This is a genomic window from Streptomyces sp. GLSS-08, from assembly GCF_056387915.1.
The window spans coordinates 160,003-176,473 of record NZ_JBWJAQ010000013.1 but is presented as its reverse complement, the minus strand read 5'-3'; the positions used below and the strand labels follow the sequence as shown (position 1 = coordinate 176,473).

At 73.5% G+C, this 16,471-nt stretch carries 12 protein-coding genes and 1 pseudogene; 7 read left to right on the top strand and 6 right to left on the bottom strand.

Translation table 11 applies throughout. From position 1 onward, the window contains the following. Positions 1-19: 19 nt before the first annotated feature. Entirely contained in the window at positions 20-415 is a 396-nt protein-coding gene (locus AC0ZLC_RS23665; protein WP_476753946.1) for a nitroreductase/quinone reductase family protein, read from the bottom strand. A gap of 158 nt (positions 416-573) precedes the next feature. On the opposite strand from AC0ZLC_RS23665, the gene AC0ZLC_RS23660 reads away from it, so the two are divergent. After that, the gene (locus tag AC0ZLC_RS23660) at positions 574-1,332 is read left to right on the top strand and encodes an SDR family oxidoreductase (RefSeq protein WP_476753945.1); all 759 of its coding nucleotides are present in this window, start codon (positions 574-576) and stop codon (positions 1,330-1,332) included. A gap of 68 nt (positions 1,333-1,400) precedes the next feature. Beyond that, on the top strand, positions 1,401-2,090 hold the full coding sequence (locus AC0ZLC_RS23655) for a TetR/AcrR family transcriptional regulator (RefSeq protein WP_476753999.1): 690 nt from the start codon (positions 1,401-1,403) through the stop codon (positions 2,088-2,090). Between the two features lie 47 nt (positions 2,091-2,137). Here AC0ZLC_RS23655 and AC0ZLC_RS23650 read toward each other — a convergent pair whose 3' ends face one another. Further along, positions 2,138-3,646 (bottom strand): CehA/McbA family metallohydrolase, encoded by a 1,509-nt coding sequence (locus AC0ZLC_RS23650; protein WP_476753944.1) that lies wholly within the window; start codon positions 3,644-3,646, stop codon positions 2,138-2,140. A 510-nt stretch (positions 3,647-4,156) separates the two neighbouring features. Between AC0ZLC_RS23650 and AC0ZLC_RS23645 the strand changes: the two genes are divergently transcribed. Next, positions 4,157-6,751 carry a bifunctional FO biosynthesis protein CofGH gene (locus AC0ZLC_RS23645; protein WP_476753943.1) on the top strand — a complete coding sequence of 865 codons (2,595 nt, stop codon included), beginning with the start codon at positions 4,157-4,159 and terminating at the stop codon, positions 6,749-6,751. A 43-nt stretch (positions 6,752-6,794) separates the two neighbouring features. Here AC0ZLC_RS23645 and AC0ZLC_RS23640 read toward each other — a convergent pair. Next, positions 6,795-7,001: pseudogene (locus AC0ZLC_RS23640) on the bottom strand (DUF2165 family protein); the annotation flags it as partial. Between the two features lie 13 nt (positions 7,002-7,014). On the opposite strand from AC0ZLC_RS23640, the gene AC0ZLC_RS23635 reads away from it, so the two are divergent. Continuing rightward, positions 7,015-7,308, top strand: coding sequence for a LamG-like jellyroll fold domain-containing protein (locus tag AC0ZLC_RS23635; RefSeq protein ID WP_476753998.1), 294 nt, complete (start codon positions 7,015-7,017; stop codon positions 7,306-7,308). Between the two features lie 84 nt (positions 7,309-7,392). After that, entirely contained in the window at positions 7,393-9,924 is a 2,532-nt protein-coding gene (locus AC0ZLC_RS23630) for a tetratricopeptide repeat protein (protein ID WP_476753942.1), read from the top strand. Positions 9,925-9,930: 6 nt separating this feature from the next. Here the strand turns inward: AC0ZLC_RS23630 and AC0ZLC_RS23625 are convergent, their stop codons facing one another. Continuing rightward, complete coding sequence (locus tag AC0ZLC_RS23625; protein ID WP_476753941.1) at positions 9,931-11,337, bottom strand: FG-GAP-like repeat-containing protein; 1,407 nt, start codon at positions 11,335-11,337, stop codon at positions 9,931-9,933. A 154-nt stretch (positions 11,338-11,491) separates the two neighbouring features. On the opposite strand from AC0ZLC_RS23625, the gene AC0ZLC_RS23620 reads away from it, so the two are divergent. Then, positions 11,492-12,607, top strand: a complete 1,116-nt coding sequence (locus AC0ZLC_RS23620; protein ID WP_476753940.1) for an ADP-ribosylglycohydrolase family protein — start codon at positions 11,492-11,494, stop codon at positions 12,605-12,607. Positions 12,608-12,636: 29 nt separating this feature from the next. On the opposite strand, the gene AC0ZLC_RS23615 is transcribed toward AC0ZLC_RS23620, so the two are convergent. Beyond that, the gene (locus AC0ZLC_RS23615) at positions 12,637-14,214 is read right to left on the bottom strand and encodes a sodium:solute symporter family protein (RefSeq protein WP_476753939.1); all 1,578 of its coding nucleotides are present in this window, start codon (positions 14,212-14,214) and stop codon (positions 12,637-12,639) included. A gap of 368 nt (positions 14,215-14,582) precedes the next feature. Beyond that, the gene (locus tag AC0ZLC_RS23610) at positions 14,583-15,368 is read right to left on the bottom strand and encodes an SDR family oxidoreductase (RefSeq protein WP_476753938.1); all 786 of its coding nucleotides are present in this window, start codon (positions 15,366-15,368) and stop codon (positions 14,583-14,585) included. Positions 15,369-15,474: 106 nt separating this feature from the next. Between AC0ZLC_RS23610 and AC0ZLC_RS23605 the strand changes: the two genes are divergently transcribed. After that, positions 15,475-16,314 (top strand): hypothetical protein, encoded by an 840-nt coding sequence (locus AC0ZLC_RS23605; protein ID WP_476753937.1) that lies wholly within the window; start codon positions 15,475-15,477, stop codon positions 16,312-16,314. Positions 16,315-16,471 lie beyond the last annotated feature (157 nt).

Genomic DNA, 16,471 nt, shown 5'->3' with positions numbered 1-16,471 from the left:
GAGCGCGCCGGGACCGGGCTCAGTCGGTCAGGTCCACGCGTACCGTCAGCAGATGCGTGCCGAGGGCGCGGACCGCGGTGCTGTTCAGGCGCGGCAGGGTCCTCAGCCGCGCCCGGGCGTCGTCCTCCGGCATCACATTGGCGACGCCGTGGTGCCAACGGCCGTGGACCCGGACCCTGACCCGCGGGTCCGCCCGGATGTTCCGTACGTACTGCGACTTCTCCCCGTACTCGGAGACGAGCCAGAACGTCCGCCCGGTCCCGCGCCCGCCGACCGGTGTCCGGCGCGGCAGGCCCGAGGTCCGTCCGGTGGTCTCCAGCAGCGTCTGGAACGGCAGCCGCCGCAGCAGCGGGTTGGCGACCCGCCGCTGGAACGCCGTGACCACCCGGAATTTGACCTCGTCGTACCGCGACATCCCGCGCCTCTCCCGTCCCCGGCTCCCTGCCGCTGAAGGTACTCCCCGCGCCGCCCGTAGCATCGCTACGAATGAGATAGCGATGTTACGTACTCAGTGTTAGCGTTGCTTATGTCGGGGTGCGAGCACCGCTGCCCCACCGAGACGAGGAGCGCGCCATGAGCGAGCAGCCCACCACCGCCACGGCCACCGGCACCCGCGTCGCGATCGTCACCGGCGGCTCGCGCGGGATCGGCCGGGAGACCGCCGAGCGCCTGGCCGCCGACGGACACGCCGTCGTCGTGAACTACGCGGGCAACCAGGCCGAGGCCGACAAGGCCGTCGCCGCCATCACCGGCAAGGGCGGCCGGGCCGTCGCCTTCCGCGCCGACGTGGCCGAGGAGACCGAGGTGGCGGCCCTCTTCGACGCCGCCGAAACCGCCTTCGGCGGCGTCGACGTGGTCGTCCACGCGGCGGGCGTCATGACGCTCGCCCCGCTCGTCGACACCGACCTCGACGCCCTGGACCGGATGCACCGCACCAACATCCGCGGCACGTTCGTCGTCGACCAGCAGGCCGCGCGACGGCTGCGCGCGGGCGGCGCCCTCATCAACTTCTCCAGCTCGGTGGTGGGCCTCGCCCTCCCCGGCTACGCCGCGTACGCCGCCACCAAGGGCGCCGTCGAGGCCATGACCCTGATCCTGGCCCGGGAGCTGCGCGGGCGGGACATCACCGTCAACGCGGTGGCCCCCGGACCCACCGCCACCGCGCTGTTCCTGGACGGCAAGGACGAGGAGACCGTCGCGCGGTTGGCAGCCCAGGCACCGCTGGAGCGCCTCGGCACCCCGCGGGACATCGCCGAGGCCGTCGCCTTCCTCGCGGGCCCCGGACGCTGGGTCAACGGCCAGGTGCTGCGCGCCAACGGCGGCATCGTCTGAGCGCGCCGGGCCCTGCCACGGGGACGGGTAGCGTCGCTCCCGTGAGTACCAGAGCGCGCATTCTCGAAATGGCGGCCGCCCTCGTCGCCGAGTCCCCGGACGGGGACGTCTCCACCCGGGCCGTGTGCGAGGCGGCCGGCGTCGGGGCGCCCGCGCTCTACCGGCACTTCGGGGACAAGGAGGGACTGCTCTCCGCCGTCGTCGACCACGGCTTCGGCCGGTACCTGGCGACCAAACGCGAGCGCACCCCCGGCACGGACCCCGTCGAGGACCTGCGCGACGGCTGGGACACCCACACCGACTTCGCGCTGCGCAACCCCAGCCTCTACCGGCTGATGAACTCCCCGGCGATGCGCACGCCCCCGGCCGCCGCCCTGGAGTCCCACCGGATCCTCACCTCGGACCTGCGCCGGGCCGCCGAACAGGGCAAGCTGCGGCTCTCCCCGGAACTGGCCGCCCAGATGATCATGTCCGCCAACGTCGGGGTCTCCCTGATGCTGGTGTCCCGGCCGGCGACCTTCGACGACCCGGGCATCTCCCGGCGCGTCCGGGACGCCGTGCACGCGGCCGTCTTCACGCCGGAGGCCATGGCCGGCGCCCCCGCGGACGACCCCGGCGCGGACAGCGCCGGAGTCCCGTCCTCGGCGGCCCGGCTGGCCGCCGTCCTGCGCCGCTCCCCTAACCCGTCCCTGACCCAGGCCGAGGGCGCCCTCCTCACCGAATGGCTGACCCGCCTGGCCGACGACCCGCAGTCCTGAACCCCCCTGCCCGCGCCCGCCGGGGACCCCCGCCGCCGGCCCGCCCCTCACCGCCGCCCCAGGAACACCGGATTGGTGAACGCGGCCAGGGCTCCCGGCAGGCCCGGTGCCGTCGGGGCGTGCCGGACCTCGGCCCGTACGTAGGCCGCGTAGGCCGCCGTCGTGCGCCACTCGGTGGTGCCGGAACCGGAGTCCGGCACGGCCGAGGCGAGCAGCACGCCCTGGTCGGTGACGAGGCGGACCGTGCAGCCCGCGGCGCCCGTCACCTCCAGCCGGACGGTCACCGGGGCGTCCCGGTCCACCCGCAGCCGCTCGCCGATCCCGGCGTGCTCGCCCCTCGGGCCGGTCGCCGTGAACGCGAGCGACACCGACCGGGACTCGGCGACGTAGCAGCGGCCGGCGCGGATGCCGTCCTGGATCGCCTCGCGGGTCAGGTCGTCGGCGAGGACGACGGTCTGGGGCAGGCCGACCCGGTCGGGGTCGCGGTGGGCGTCGCTGTTGCCCATCGCGGGGATCCAGGCGCCGCCCGCCCGCACGGAGGCGACCAGCATCGCGTCCCAGTCGGCCAGCGCGATCTCGTCGTCCGGCGTGTAGGGGCCGTTCCACACCTCGATCGCGTCCGCCTCGCCGAAGCCGAACCTCCAGCCGCAGCCGATGCATGTCGCGTGCGGGTGGGCGGGCACCACCAGGCCGCCGGCCCGCCGGATCCGCCGGGCGTACCTGCCGAAGCGGTTGTCGCGTGCCCGGTAGCGCCAGTCGACGAAGGTGCCCGGGTCGGTGCCGAGGGCCAGCACGTGGCCGTTGCGGGTCGTCACCTCCTCACCGAGCATGATCAGCAGGTCGTCGCCCGCCAGATCCGCCCAATGGGGGTGTGCGGCATGGGTGTTGTGGTCGGAGGAGTTGATGAAGTCCAGGCCCGCGGCACGCGCGAGCGCGGCGATCTCCGCCGGGGTGCGGCGGCCGTCCGAGTACCAGGAGTGCAGGTGGCAGTCGCCGCGGTACCAGGCCCTGCCGCGCCCCCTGGCACGGGCGGGCGGGTACACCGGTTTCACCGCGGCGCCCGGCTCGCCGTAAACGAGCGTGACGGTGACCTCGTAGCGCAGGCCCTGCGGCGCCACCGTGTACGGGCCGAGGGCGATGTGCCAGGTGCCCGCCCGGACCGGCCCCGGGAGGTAGCCCGGTGTCGCGTCGTCCGCCCGGACGAAGAACTCCGAGCGGGCGCCGCCCGACCAGCCGCGGAAGCCCTCGCCGCCCAGCTCGGTGCCGCGCTCGTCGAACAGCCCGATGTCCAGGGCGCTGCCCGGAGTGCCGGCCGGCACCGAGGGCTTCTCGTAGGAGTACGCGACCCTGAACTCCCGTACACCCGAGGGGACATCGACGGGCAGATACACGAAGTCGGGTGAGCCGGGGGGCAGGGTGCCCCGCACGGTCCTGGTCTCCTGACCGTCCGCCGCGTGGGCGCCGTCCGGGAACTCCACACTTCCCAGCGTGAGCGCGGCGGCGGCTCCCGTCACGAACAGCGCGCGTCTGCCGATGGCGTGGTCGTCGTCGCACATGCTGCTGCTCCCGGGGTGTGATGGGGACGGGGGTGGCGCGAACCACCCTGCTATTCACCCGTACTCCGGTTCAAGGGAAGGGAAACTGCCGCCCGAGTACCGCCGCACCCTCGCCCCCTTCGCGTTCGCGCAGGCGGCGGCAGTGACCCGGGACCTCCCTCCCGGCACCGGCATCGTGCTCGTCGCCCGGCACGACCCCATCGGCCTCGCAAGCGGATCGCGACGCTCGACGACCTCGGGCAGCCGGCGACGGGAGTCCGGTGACCGACTCCGGACCGGCGGCAGCCTGCGACGGGCGTACGGCAGCCTGGCGACGGGCGTACCGCAGCCGGCTGCGGACGTACGGCAGCCGGTGGCGGGCGTCCGGTGACCCGCTCCGGAGCTGCGGCGCCCGGTGACGCGCGTACGGCGCCCCCGTCCCGGCCCGGCGGCATCCGGTGGAACCCGGCCCGGCGGCACGAATCGGACAGTACCGGTTTCCGCTGATCACGCCGATCGTATGCTCGACGGATGACGACTTCCGCGACTTCCGAGCCATCCGGAACCGGGCCGACCGCGAACTCCATGCGGCGCGCGCTCAAACGCGCGCGTGACGGCGTCGCGCTCGACGTCACCGAGGCGGCCGTCCTGCTCCGGGCCCGCGGCGCGGACCTGGACAACCTGGCCGCGTCCGCCGCCCGTGTGCGGGACGCCGGGCTCGCCGCGGCGGGCCGCCCGGGCGTCATCACGTACTCCAAGAGCGTCTTCGTCCCGCTGACCCGGCTGTGCCGCGACAAGTGCCACTACTGCACGTTCGTCACCGTGCCGGGCAGGCTCCGCCGGGCCGGGCACGGCATGTTCATGTCCCCGGACGAGGTGCTGGACATCGCCCGCCGCGGCGCCGAACTCGGCTGCAAGGAAGCCCTGATCACCCTCGGCGACAAGCCCGAGGACCGCTGGCCCGAGGCCCGCGAGTGGCTGGACGCGCACGGCTACGACGACACGATCGCCTACGTACGGGCCGTCTCCGTCCGCATCCTGGAGGAGACGGGCCTGCTGCCGCACCTCAACCCGGGCGTGCTGTCGTGGACCGACTTCCAGCGGCTGAAGCCGGTCGCCCCGTCCATGGGGATGATGCTGGAGACCACCGCCACCAGGCTGTGGAGCGAGCCCGGCGGCCCCCACCACGGGTCGCCCGACAAGGAACCCGCCGTCCGGCTGCGGGTCCTGGAGGACGCGGGCCGCTCCTCGGTCCCCTTCACCAGCGGGCTGCTCATCGGGATCGGCGAGACGTACGAGGAGCGGGCCGACTCGCTGTTCGCGCTGCGCCGCGTCTCCCGCGCCTACCACGGCATCCAGGAGCTGATCATCCAGAACTTCCGCGCCAAGCCGGACACCGCGATGCGCGGGATGCCGGACGCGGAGCTGGACGAGCTGATCGCCACGGTCGCGGTCGCCCGGCACATCATGGGACCGTCCGCCTGCCTCCAGGCGCCGCCCAACCTGGTGGACGCCGAGTACGGGCGGCTGATCGGCGCCGGCATCGACGACTGGGGCGGGGTCTCACCCCTCACGATCGACCACGTCAACCCCGAGCGGCCGTGGCCGCAGATCGACGCGCTCGCCGAGCAGTCCGCGGCGGCGGGCTTCGAGCTCCGCGAACGACTGTGCGTGTACCCGGAGTTCGTGCGGCGCGGCGAACCGTGGCTGGACCCGCGGCTGCTGCCGCACGTACGGGCGCTGGCGGACCCGGAGACCGGCCTCGCCCGCGAGGACGCGGTCGTCGAGGGGCACCCGTGGCAGGAGCCCGACGAGGCGTTCACCGCGTCCGGCCGCACCGACCTGCACCACACCATCGACACCGAGGGGCGCACCGGCGACCGGCGCGAGGACTTCGACCTCGTGTACGGCGACTGGGCGGAACTGCGGGAGGCTGCGGCGCCCGGGATGGTGCCCTCGCGTATCGACACCGACGTGCGCCAGGCCCTCGCGACGGCCGCCGACGACCCGACGAAACTCACCGACGACGAGGCCCTCGCCCTGCTGCACGCGGACGGCCCCGCGCTGGACGCGCTCTGCCGGATCGCGGACGACGTCCGCAGGTCGGCGGTAGGTGACGACGTCACGTACATCGTCACGCGGAACATCAACTTCACCAACGTCTGCTACACAGGCTGCCGCTTCTGCGCCTTCGCCCAGCGCCGCACGGACGCCGACGCCTACACGCTCTCGCTCGACCAGGTCGCCGACCGTGCCCAGCAGGCCTGGGAGGTGGGCGCCGTGGAGGTCTGCATGCAGGGCGGCATCCATCCCGACCTGCCCGGCACGGCCTACTTCGACATCGCCAGGGCGGTGAAGGACCGCGTCCCGGGCATGCACGTCCACGCCTTCTCCCCGATGGAGGTGGTGAACGGCGCCACCCGCACCGGCCTGTCCGTCCGCGAGTGGCTGACGGCGGCCAGGGAGGCGGGGCTCGACTCCATCCCGGGCACCGCCGCGGAGATCCTCGACGACGAGGTCCGCTGGATCCTGACCAAGGGCAAGCTGCCCACGGCGACCTGGATCGACGTCGTCACCACCGCCCACGAGCTCGGCATCCGCTCGTCCTCGACGATGATGTACGGCCATGTGGACCAGCCCCGGCACTGGCTCGGCCACTTCCGCACGCTGTCCCGCATCCAGCAACAAACGGGCGGGTTCACGGAGTTCGTGACGCTCCCGTTCATCCACACCAACGCGCCGGTGTACCTGGCGGGCATCGCCCGGCCCGGCCCCACCGTCCGCGACAACCGCGCGGTGACCGCGATGGCGCGCCTGCTCCTGCACCCCCACATCCCCAACATCCAGACCAGCTGGGTGAAGCTGGGCACGGAAGGCGCCGCCGAGATGCTCCGCTCGGGCGCCAACGACGTCGGCGGCACCCTGATGGAGGAGACCATTTCCCGGATGGCCGGATCGAGTTACGGCTCCTACAAGTCCGTCAAGGACCTGATCGCGGTGGCCGAGGCGGCGGGCCGCCCGGCGAAGCCGCGCACGACGCTGTACGGCGAGGTCCCGCAGGAGCGGCAGCGGGCCGCCGCGGCCTCCGACGGCCACCTGCCCGAGCTGCTGCCCGTCCTGGAGTGAGAGCCGCGGGGCCGCCTCCCGCCGGAGGCGGCCCCGCGGTGTGCTAAGCCCCGCCGTCCGCCGACGAGGACGCCCGTCCGCCGAACGGCAGGTGCACGACCAGCAACACGACCCCGCTCAGCGTGAAGACGCGGGTCGCGGCGTCGAGCCCGTTCCAGGTGTCCGACTGCCACATCGCGAACCACTCGCCGCCGACCCCGATGAAACCGGCGCCGAACAGCAGCATCACCATCACCAGCCCGTACGTCGAGGTCGTGTCCCAGATGTCGGCCGCGGACGGCGGGGAGGGCGGGGGCCACCGCCTTGCCGTGGTCTACGACGACGCGGCGGACACGGTCAGGCTGTTCGTGAACGGCTTGACCAACGAGCGGGCCACCGGACACCTGCCGAGCGGCTGGCACAGCTCCGGGGCGCTGCAGATCGGCCGGGCCAAGTCCGGTGACGGCTGGGGAGAGTACCTGCACGGCGACGTGGACGAGGTACAGGCGTACTCCGGCGCGATGAAGGACGACCGGATCGCCTTCCTCGGCAGGGGAGTGGACATCTCCCTCGACTGACCGTCCGACGCGCCGGGATCGCACCCGGTATCCGGCGCGTCGGGCCACACTGGAGCCGGACTCGACCACGGGAGGGAACGGCACATGGCGGGGGCACGGTCGTCGACGCAGCAGGTGATCAGCGAGCGCAGGCGGCGCGCCTTCGTCGGACGGGATGCCGAACGGGCGCTGTTCCGGGCGAACTTCGCACGGCCGCCGCAGGACGAGCGGCACACGTTCCTGTTCCACGTGCACGGCAACGCGGGTGTCGGCAAGACCTGCCTGGTGCGGGAGTGGGAGCAGATCGCGCGGGAGTGCGGGGCGCTGACCGTGTACGCCGACGAGGCCGTGGGCAGTGTGCCGGAGGCGATGGCGGCGATCAGCGTCCGGTTCGCCGGCCAGGGGTACCGGACGAAGGACCTCGACCGGCTGCTGACCGCCCACCGCGAGCGGCGCCACGAGGCGGAGACGGCGGTCGCCGCGGCCCTCGGACCGCAGGGACCCGACACATCGCGGGGACCGTACCCGCCGCGGCCGGACGCCCCGCCCCCGCCGTCGCAGGTGACGCTCGCGGCGGCCCGCGCCTCCCTCGTCGGCCTCGGACTGGTGCCGGGCGTCGGCGCCCTCGCCGGAGCCGTCGACCCGGCGCAGCTCGCCCAGGGCGCCGACCGGTTGCGTGCCTCGGTCGGTACCCGCATGCGCAACCAGGAGGACCTGCGGCTGGTCCTCGCCCCCGAGGAGGTCCTCACCCCGGTGCTGCTGGACGAGCTGGCCGGGATCGCCGCCAAGGTCCCCTGGATCGTCCTGTTCTTCGACACCTACGAGCGCACCGGGCCCTTCCTCGACGGCTGGCTGCACGACGTGCTGGGCACGGACCGCCACGGCGGGGCCCTCCCGGACAACGTCGTGGTCGTCACCGCCGGCCAGCGTCCCCTGGACACCGCACGCTGGACCGGGTTCGCGGACTCCGTCACGGACGTGCCGCTCGGGCCCTTCACCGAGACCGAGGCGCGCCTGCTGCTCGCCCGCCGGGACGTCGTCGCCGAACCGGTCGTGCGGCAGGTGCTGCGGCTGACGGGCGGGCTGCCGGTGCTCGTCTCCACCCTGGCCGCGCACCGGCCCGCCGCACCGGACGAGGTGGGCGACCCCAGCGGCACCGCCGTGGACCGCTTCCTGAAGTGGGAGCAGGACCCCGTACGCCGGGCCGTGGTGCTGGCCTGCGCGCTGCCCCGGCGGCTGGACGCGGACGTGTTCCAGGTGGCCGCACAGTGTGCGGACGAGGAGGCCGACGCGCTGTTCGCCTGGCTGCGGGAGCTGCCCTTCGTCGGTGACCGCGGAGACCGCGTGCAGTACCACGACGTCGTACGGGCACCGATGCTGCGCCTCCAGCGGCACCGTTCGCCGCGCGGCTGGACCGAGCGGCACACCCGCCTGGCGCGGACGTTCGCACAGTGGCGCGGCGAGACGGAGGCGGGCCCGGACGCCGAACGGCCGTGGGCCGACGCGCAGTGGCGGGAGCTGCGCCTCGCGGAGTCCTACCACCTGCTGTGCGCCCGCCCGCGGGTCGCGCTGCCCGAGGTGCTGGCGGACGCGGTCCTCGCGTGCGACCTGGGCGGGGCCGTGGCCGGGCGGTGGGCGCGGGTCCTGGTCGACGCGGGCGAGGACGCGGACGCCGTGGACGTGGCGCGCTGGGGACGCGAACTGTCCGAGGCGCTCGCCGGTACCGGTGCGCCCGCCGGTCTCGGGGCGCCCGCCCGTACCGGCGCGCCCGCCGGGAGCGGGGCGGACGCGGGGGCGGACACCGGCGTCGTCGCCGCGCTGGGCCTGCTGCTGAACCGGGCCGTGCTCGACCCGCCCCGGCAGGCCCTCGCCCGGTCCGCCCGCGGTGCCGCCCTGCGACGTGCGGGCGCCCACGCCAGGGCGCTGGCGGAGTACGACCGGGCACTCGCCCTCGATCCGGAACTGGCCCGCGCCTACCGGGGCAGGGCGATGAGCCGGGGCGAACTTCTCGACTACGAGGGCGCCCTCGCCGACCTGGACCGCGCCGTAGCGCTGGCCCCCGACGACGGCCGGGCCTTCTCCGTGCGCGGGGAGTACCGGCGGATCCTGCGCGACTACGACGCCGCGATCCGGGACCTGGACCGGGGGATCGCCCTCGAACCGGCGCGGGCCTTCGCCTGGGCGTCCCGGGGGGCCACGCGGCTCAGCCGCGGCGAGCTGGAGGCGGCCCTCGCGGACCTCGACCGGGCGCTGGAACTCAACCCGGAGTACGGGTGGGCGCTGGCCCGCCGGGCCCGCGTGTGGCGCGCCCGCGGCGAGCACGCCCGGCAGCTCGCCGACCTCGACCGGGCGGTGCGGTTCCAGCCGGACTGGGCGTGGGGCGCCTGCGAGCGCGGCGACGCCCTGCGCGTCGCCGGCCGGTACGAGGACGCTCTCGCCGACTACGACAGGGCCCTGGCGCTGGACGGCGCGTACGCGTCGGCGTACGCGAGCCGCGGCGCCTGCCTGAGCGCCCTCGGCCGCCATGCGGACGCCCTCGCGGACCTGAACCGCGCCCTGGAGCTCAGGCCGGGCTACGCGTGGGCACTGGAGCAGCGGGCGGCCGTCCACGACCGGTCGGCCGAAGGCGGGGAGTGACCCGGCTCAGTGGGCGAGTCCCGTCCCGAAGAACGCCTCCTTCTCCGGGGCGCCGAGCGCACCCGGGCCGAAGGACGCGATGCGGGTCGTCGTCAGCCCCGTCTTCGAGCCGCGCAGCACCCAGGCCGCGCCGGAGTCCTTGTAGGTGCCGTCCTCGAAGGGGGCGGCGGCGACGAGGTCGGCCCGGTCGTTGGCGTTGACGTCCACCAGCAGGACCGTACGGCCGAAGCCGTCGCTCGTCTCGGACGCGCCGGGGACGCCGGCCGTCGACTGGTGGAACGCCTGGGCGCCGGACCCGGTGAGACCGCGCGCGCCGCCCTTCAGCAGGACCACCGCGCCCGCCTCGCGGACGGAGCCCACGTCCTCGCCGGGAACGCCGACCGCGATGTCCGGGTAGCCGTCGCCGGTCACGTCACCCGCGGCGAGCGCGTAGCCGAACTGGTCACCGAAGTCACGGCGGTCGTCGCCCGCCTCGTCCCTGCCGGGCACGCCCGCCGTGTTCTGGGTGATCTTCGCGGTACGGGTGGAGGGACCGTTCGCCGAGCCGTAGACGACGCGGACCGCGCCCGCGTCGAACTCGCTCATCTCCGACACCTGGTCGACCTGGCGGGCCACGAGGTCGCCGTAGCCGTCCTGGTCCACGTCGGCGACGATGCCGCCCACCGTGTAGTAGCCGGTGCTCCTGTAGGTCGTGCTGAGGCCGGTCGACGTGCCCTTGTAGAAGCGGGACCGGTACTGCATCTCCTCGAACCCGTGGGTGGTGACGACGTCGTCCTTGCCGTCGCCGTCCATGTCCCCGACGGCCATCCGCTGCGGGCCGGACTCGCCCGCGATGACGAGCGTGTCGGTCCGGGCGGGGACACCCGCCCGGGTGAACGGCCCGAAGCGGACCTCCAGATTGCCGTTGCCGTTCGCGACGAGGTCGGCGTGGCCGTCACCGTCGATGTCGCCGGCCGCCACACGGTGGGCGGCGTCGGCGAGCGGTGCGCCGACGCTCAGGCCGTGGGCGGAGCCCCACAGCACCGCGGGGGCGTAGTAGCTGCCGACGGCCAGGTCGGTGTAGCCGTCCCCGTCGAAGTCGCGGGCCGCCGTGTCGATGCCGAAGGTGCCGTACGCCATGAGATCGCCGGGCACACCGTCGGTGGCCTGTGTGATCAGCTGGGGGTGCGCGCTGTCGGCGCCCGCGGCGGAGCCGTACACCACGGAGACCGAACCGGCCTGGTGGACGCCGGACACGGTGGCGTAGGGGGCGCTGACGGCGAGGTCGGCGAAGCCGTCGCCGTCGAAGTCCACGACGGGGGTCTTCGGGGCGGCCGCGGCGGCCGGTCCCGCGGTCAGGACGAGGGGGGCGGCCAGCAGGGCGGCCAGCGCCGCGCACCGAGCGGCGCCGCGACGGCTCTTGGAATGAGGCACGGAGGTCTCCGAAAGTTGGGGCCGGGTACGTCGGTCGTTCAGCTGGACCCGCGGGGGGCGGAAACGGTTGTGGCGCAGACGACCGATCGTGGCCCTGAACCGACCGTTCCCGTTCGATTACAGTGCTGAGCGACGCGGACCGGAGGAGGGCGTGGTGGGTGCGACATCCGGTGCCGTCTGGGGCCGCAGGGAGCAGCAGGACTTCCGCAGCCGGGTGCGCGGGACGCTGCTGGGCGCCGCCGCGGGCGACGCCCTGGGCGTCCCGCTGGACGGGCTCACCCTGGCGGAGATCCGGGAGGCGCACGGCGCGGCCGGTCTCACCGACCTCACCACCGGGTCCTGCGGACGCGGCACCGTCTCCCACCTGACCCAGCTGACGCTCTTCACCTTCGACGGGCTGATCCGCGCCCAGGTGCGCCGGGACACCGGCGCCTGGCACCCGCCCACCGACCTCCACCGGGCCTACCGCCGCTGGGCCGCGACCCAGAGCGACTGGGGGCCCGACGAGCGCCGCAAGGACGACGGCTGGCTGGCCCGCGAGGAGTGGCTGTACGCCCGGCGCGCTCCGGCCCGCGCCTGTCTGCTCGGCCTCGGCGACGGGACCATGGGCACGCTGGACGCACCCAAGAACCCGGGTGAGCTGGGCGCCGAGGCCGCCGCGCGGTCGGCGCCCTTCGGGCTTCTGGTCGGCTGGGAGCCGCAGTTGGTGATGCAGCTCGCGGTGGAGTGCGCGGTGCAGACGCACGGGCACCCGCTGGCCTACCTGTCGGCGGGGGCGTACGCGGTGGTGGTGCACGCGCTGGCGCGCGGGGAGGGCCTGGACGGTGCCGTGCAGCGGGCATTGGCGCTGCTGGCCGCGCGCCCGGGGCAGCAGCCCGTCACGGACGCGCTCCAGCACGCCCTGGGCGCCGTGCGGCAGGGGATGCCGACGCCCGCCCGGGTCGAGGAGCTGGCCGGGGAGGGCACGGCCGAGGGGCTGCTGGCGGCGGCCGTGTACTGCGCGCTGGTCGGCGAGGACGTACGGCACGGCCTGTCCCTCGCGGTGAACCACGGCGGGCCCTCGGGTGCGGCGGGTGCTCTCACCGGGGGACTGCTCGGCGCCCTGCACGGCGAGACGGCCCTCCCGCCGGCCTGGCTGGCCGAGCTGGAGGGCCGTCCCACGATGCTCGTCCTCGCGGACGACTTCGCCATGGAGATGACCCAGGGGCCCGCACTGCACGGGCCCGCCGGATCCTCGCCGGGCTGGCTCGCCCGGTACCCGCGCGCCTGACCGGTCGGGGGCGGCCGGCCGGGCGCCGGTCAGTCCTTGACGGGCGTGCCCACCACCCCGTCCGCCGGCCGGGCCGGGCCGGGGAGCGTGGCTGCCGCCGGTCCGGAGCCGTCGTCGTCCGTGTTGATGATCTCGATGATCGCGTCGCGTTCCGGGGTGTCCTCGGGCTTCAGGAAGCCGATGAGGATGTACAGGAAGAGGGAGATCGCCATCGGCACGGAGACCTGGTACTCCAGCTTCACGTCCGTGCGCTGCGCGAAGTCCAGGTGGTAGTTCATCAGGAAGAACGCCACCAGACCGCAGGCCCAGCTGGTGAGCGCCGCCGTCGGACCGGACTTACGGAACGGCCGGAGCAGGCCGAGGATGAACGGGATCGCGATCGGTCCCATGAGCCCCGCCACCCACTTGATGACGACGGTGATGATGTCCTTGAAGGTGGGGGAGTTGACCTGCGTGGCCACCGCCATGGAGAGGCCGAGGAAGGCGACGGTGGTGACGCGTCCGGCGATCAGCCCGGCCCGGGTGTCCCAGGCCCGCGCGGCCTTCGAGAGCACGGGCATGATGTCGCGGGTGAACACGGCGGCGATGGCGTTCGCGTCCGAGGAGCACATGGCCATCGTGTGGGAGAAGAACCCGACGACCACCAGGCCGAGCAGGCCGTGCGGCAGCAGCTGCTCGGTCATCAGCCCGTACGCGTCGGAGCCGTCGGGCTTCTTCGCCGTCACCAGGAGCGGGGACAGCCACATCGGGATGAAGAGGATGAGCGGCCACACGAACCACAGCGTGGCGGACAGGAACGCGGACCGTGTGGCCTCCTTGGCGCTGCCCGTCGCCATGTAGCGCTGGGCCTGGTTCCACATGCCGCCGTTGTACTCGAACAGCTTGATGAAGAGGTACGCGATGAAGAACACCGTGAGGTAGGGGCCGGCGAAGCCGTCCGCGTGACCGTCCAGCTTCGGCGAGTCGAGCGCCTTGGACAGACCGCCCTGCTCGGAGATCTTGTTCAGCGCGATGACCAGCATCGCGACGCCGGCCAGCAACTGGATGACGAACTGGCCGAGTTCGGTCAGCGCGTCGGCCCACAGCCCGCCGATCGTGCAGTACAAGGCCGTGATGCCGCCGGTGATGAGGATGCCCTGGGTGAGCGAGACCCCGGTGAAGACGCTGAGCAGGGTGGCGATGGCGGCCCATTTGGCGCCGACGTCCACGATCTTCAGCAGGATGCCGGACCAGGCGAGCGCCTGCTGGGTCGGCAGGTTGTAGCGGTCCTTCAGGTATTCCAGCGGCGAGGCGACGTGCAGTCGCGAGCGCAGCCGGTTGAGCCGGGGCGCGAAGGCCTTGGCGCCGATCGCGATGCCGATGGCGATGGGCAGCGCCCAGGTGACGTACGAGGTGATGCCGTAGGTGTACGCGATGCCGGCGTAGCCGGTGAACATCACCGCGCTGTAGCCCGACATGTGGTGCGAGATGCCGGACAGCCACCACGGCATCTTGCCGCCCGCGGTGAAGAAGTCGCTGACGTCGTCCACGCGCTTGTGGGACCAGATGCCGATCGCGGTCATCACGCCGAAGTACGCGACCAGGACGGCCCAGTCGAGACCGTTCATGTGCCCCCTCCAGGGGTCCGCCTTGTGAATCTGCAGGTACCGGACGGCACTTCGCCAGTACGCCTGGGGTTCCCCCCTGCTCGGGCGGAGCCGAGAGCCCGGGGGAGGGCGGAGCCCCCGTGCGGGTGCGGGGACTTCCGGGATTGAACCGCCGGTTCGACCGGCCGGTCAAGACCCACACGATCACGGATATGAACACAGATCAGAAAGCAGAACGATTTTGCCTTCTCTTGACCTGTCGGGATGTTGTCGTGCTCGCGGCGTGAACCAGACGATGAGCGGGCACTTCGCCAGACGGACCAGCGACAAGGAGACAGGCGTACGGGATGCGGGTCCCGTGCGGCCGGGAAGGGAGGCGCCCGCCGTGACTAGCGCATGAGTTCGCCGGCGTTCACGAGCAGGGACTGCCCGGTGATCGCCCGCGCCCGGTCGGACGCCAGGAACACCACGGCGTCCGCCACATCCCCGTCCGTGGCCGGCTCGGGCAGCGCCATCCGTTCGATGAGCCGCTCGCGCACGACCGCCTCCGGCACGCCCTCGGTGTGCGCCGTGAACCGGACGTACGCCTCGACGGGCGGGCCCCACATCCAGCCTGGCAGCACGGTGTTGACCCGGATCCGGTACGGGCCGAGTTCCCGGGCCAGTGAGTACATCGCGCTGGTCAGCGCGCCCTTCGACGCCGCGTACGCCGCCTGCCGCACCTGCGAGGGGGCGGCCACCGACGACTGGGTGCCGATGACGACGACCGAGCCGCCGCCCTCCTTGAGGGCGGGCAGGCAGGCGCGGGTCATCCGCAGCGTGCCGAGCAGGTTCACGTCGATGACCGACTGCCAGGTGGTGAAGTCGGCGTCCTCCAGGCCGCCGAAGTAGCTGTCCCGGGCGGCGACATGGACGACGGCGTCGATCCCGCCGAACCGCTCCCGGGCGAGCCCCGCCAGCGCCTCGCACTGCCGCTCGTCGGTGATGTCCGTCGCCCGGTACGCCGAGTGGGCGCCGCCCGGGTCGACTTCGGCGGCCGACTTCGCGAGATTCGCCTCCGTACGCGCGCCGAGCACCGCGTTGCCGCCGTCGCGCACGACGGCCGCCGCGACCCGCTGGCCGAGCCCGGGGCCGACCCCCGACACGACGACGGTCTTCCCCGCGAGCGGCGACATCGGGGACCTCCCGGCTCTGGCGCATTGTCTGACGGAGCGTCAGAGTATGGGCTGCCGCCGGAGGAGGGAAGCCCCGCGCGGAACCCGCACCGGAAGGGGGAGCGACATGAGCGAGGACACCCGCAGCGAGGTGTACGCGGAACTGGCCGCCCTCGGCCCGTACGGAGTGCATCCGGGCCACGCCCTGATCACCATGGTCGAGCCGCACCCGGGCCACGAGCACGCGTACAACCGCTGGTACGAGGACGACCACTACTACGCGGGCGCGATGGCGATGCCGTGGATGTTCGCCGGCCGCCGCTGGGTGGCCACCCGCGATCTCCAACTCCTGCGCTACCCATCAGAGTCCGCCCTCGCCCGGCCCGTCACCGCGGGCTGCTACCTCTCCACGTACTGGGTCACCGAGGGCCGCTACGACGACCACATGCGGTGGACCGTCGGCATCAACAGGCGCCTGAACCGCGACCACCGCGTCCACCAGGAGCGCACGCACGTCTTCACCGCGTTCCAGGACCACGAGGCCACCGTGTACCGCGACGGCACGGCCGGCCCCCGCGACTTCCACGCCCTGGACCACCCGTACGCGGGCCTGGTCCTGGAGGTCGTCGACGCCGACTCCACCGAGCGGCGCGCCGGGTTGCTGGAGTGGCTGCGCTCCCGTCATCTCCCCGGCCGGCTGACCGGCTCGCCGTCCGCGCTGGTCACCGTCTTCTCGCCGACCCCCCTGCCCGGCGACCGGATGACCTACGTCAAGCAGGTCGAGGGCGTCGGCACCCGGCTGACCCTGCTGTGGTTCCTGGAGGCGGACCCGCGGGAGTGCTGGCGGGCATGGTTCACGGGCCTGGACGAGGCGGTGGCGGCCTCGGGTCTCGGCCGCGTGGAACTGGTCGCCCCCTTCGTCCCGACGGTGCCCGGCACCGACACCTACGTGGACCGGCTCAGGTGACCGGGCGGCCGACTGCCGAGGGAGGAAGGGCCGAGGCGGGGGCCGAGGGAAGGGCCGAGCCCCCTCGGCCAGGACGGCGGGCCGGACGAGAGGGCTCTGTCTGTGGTGCGTATGCGGTTGGTCGGTGCGGTTGTGGGTGGATCGGTGGATCGGTGGT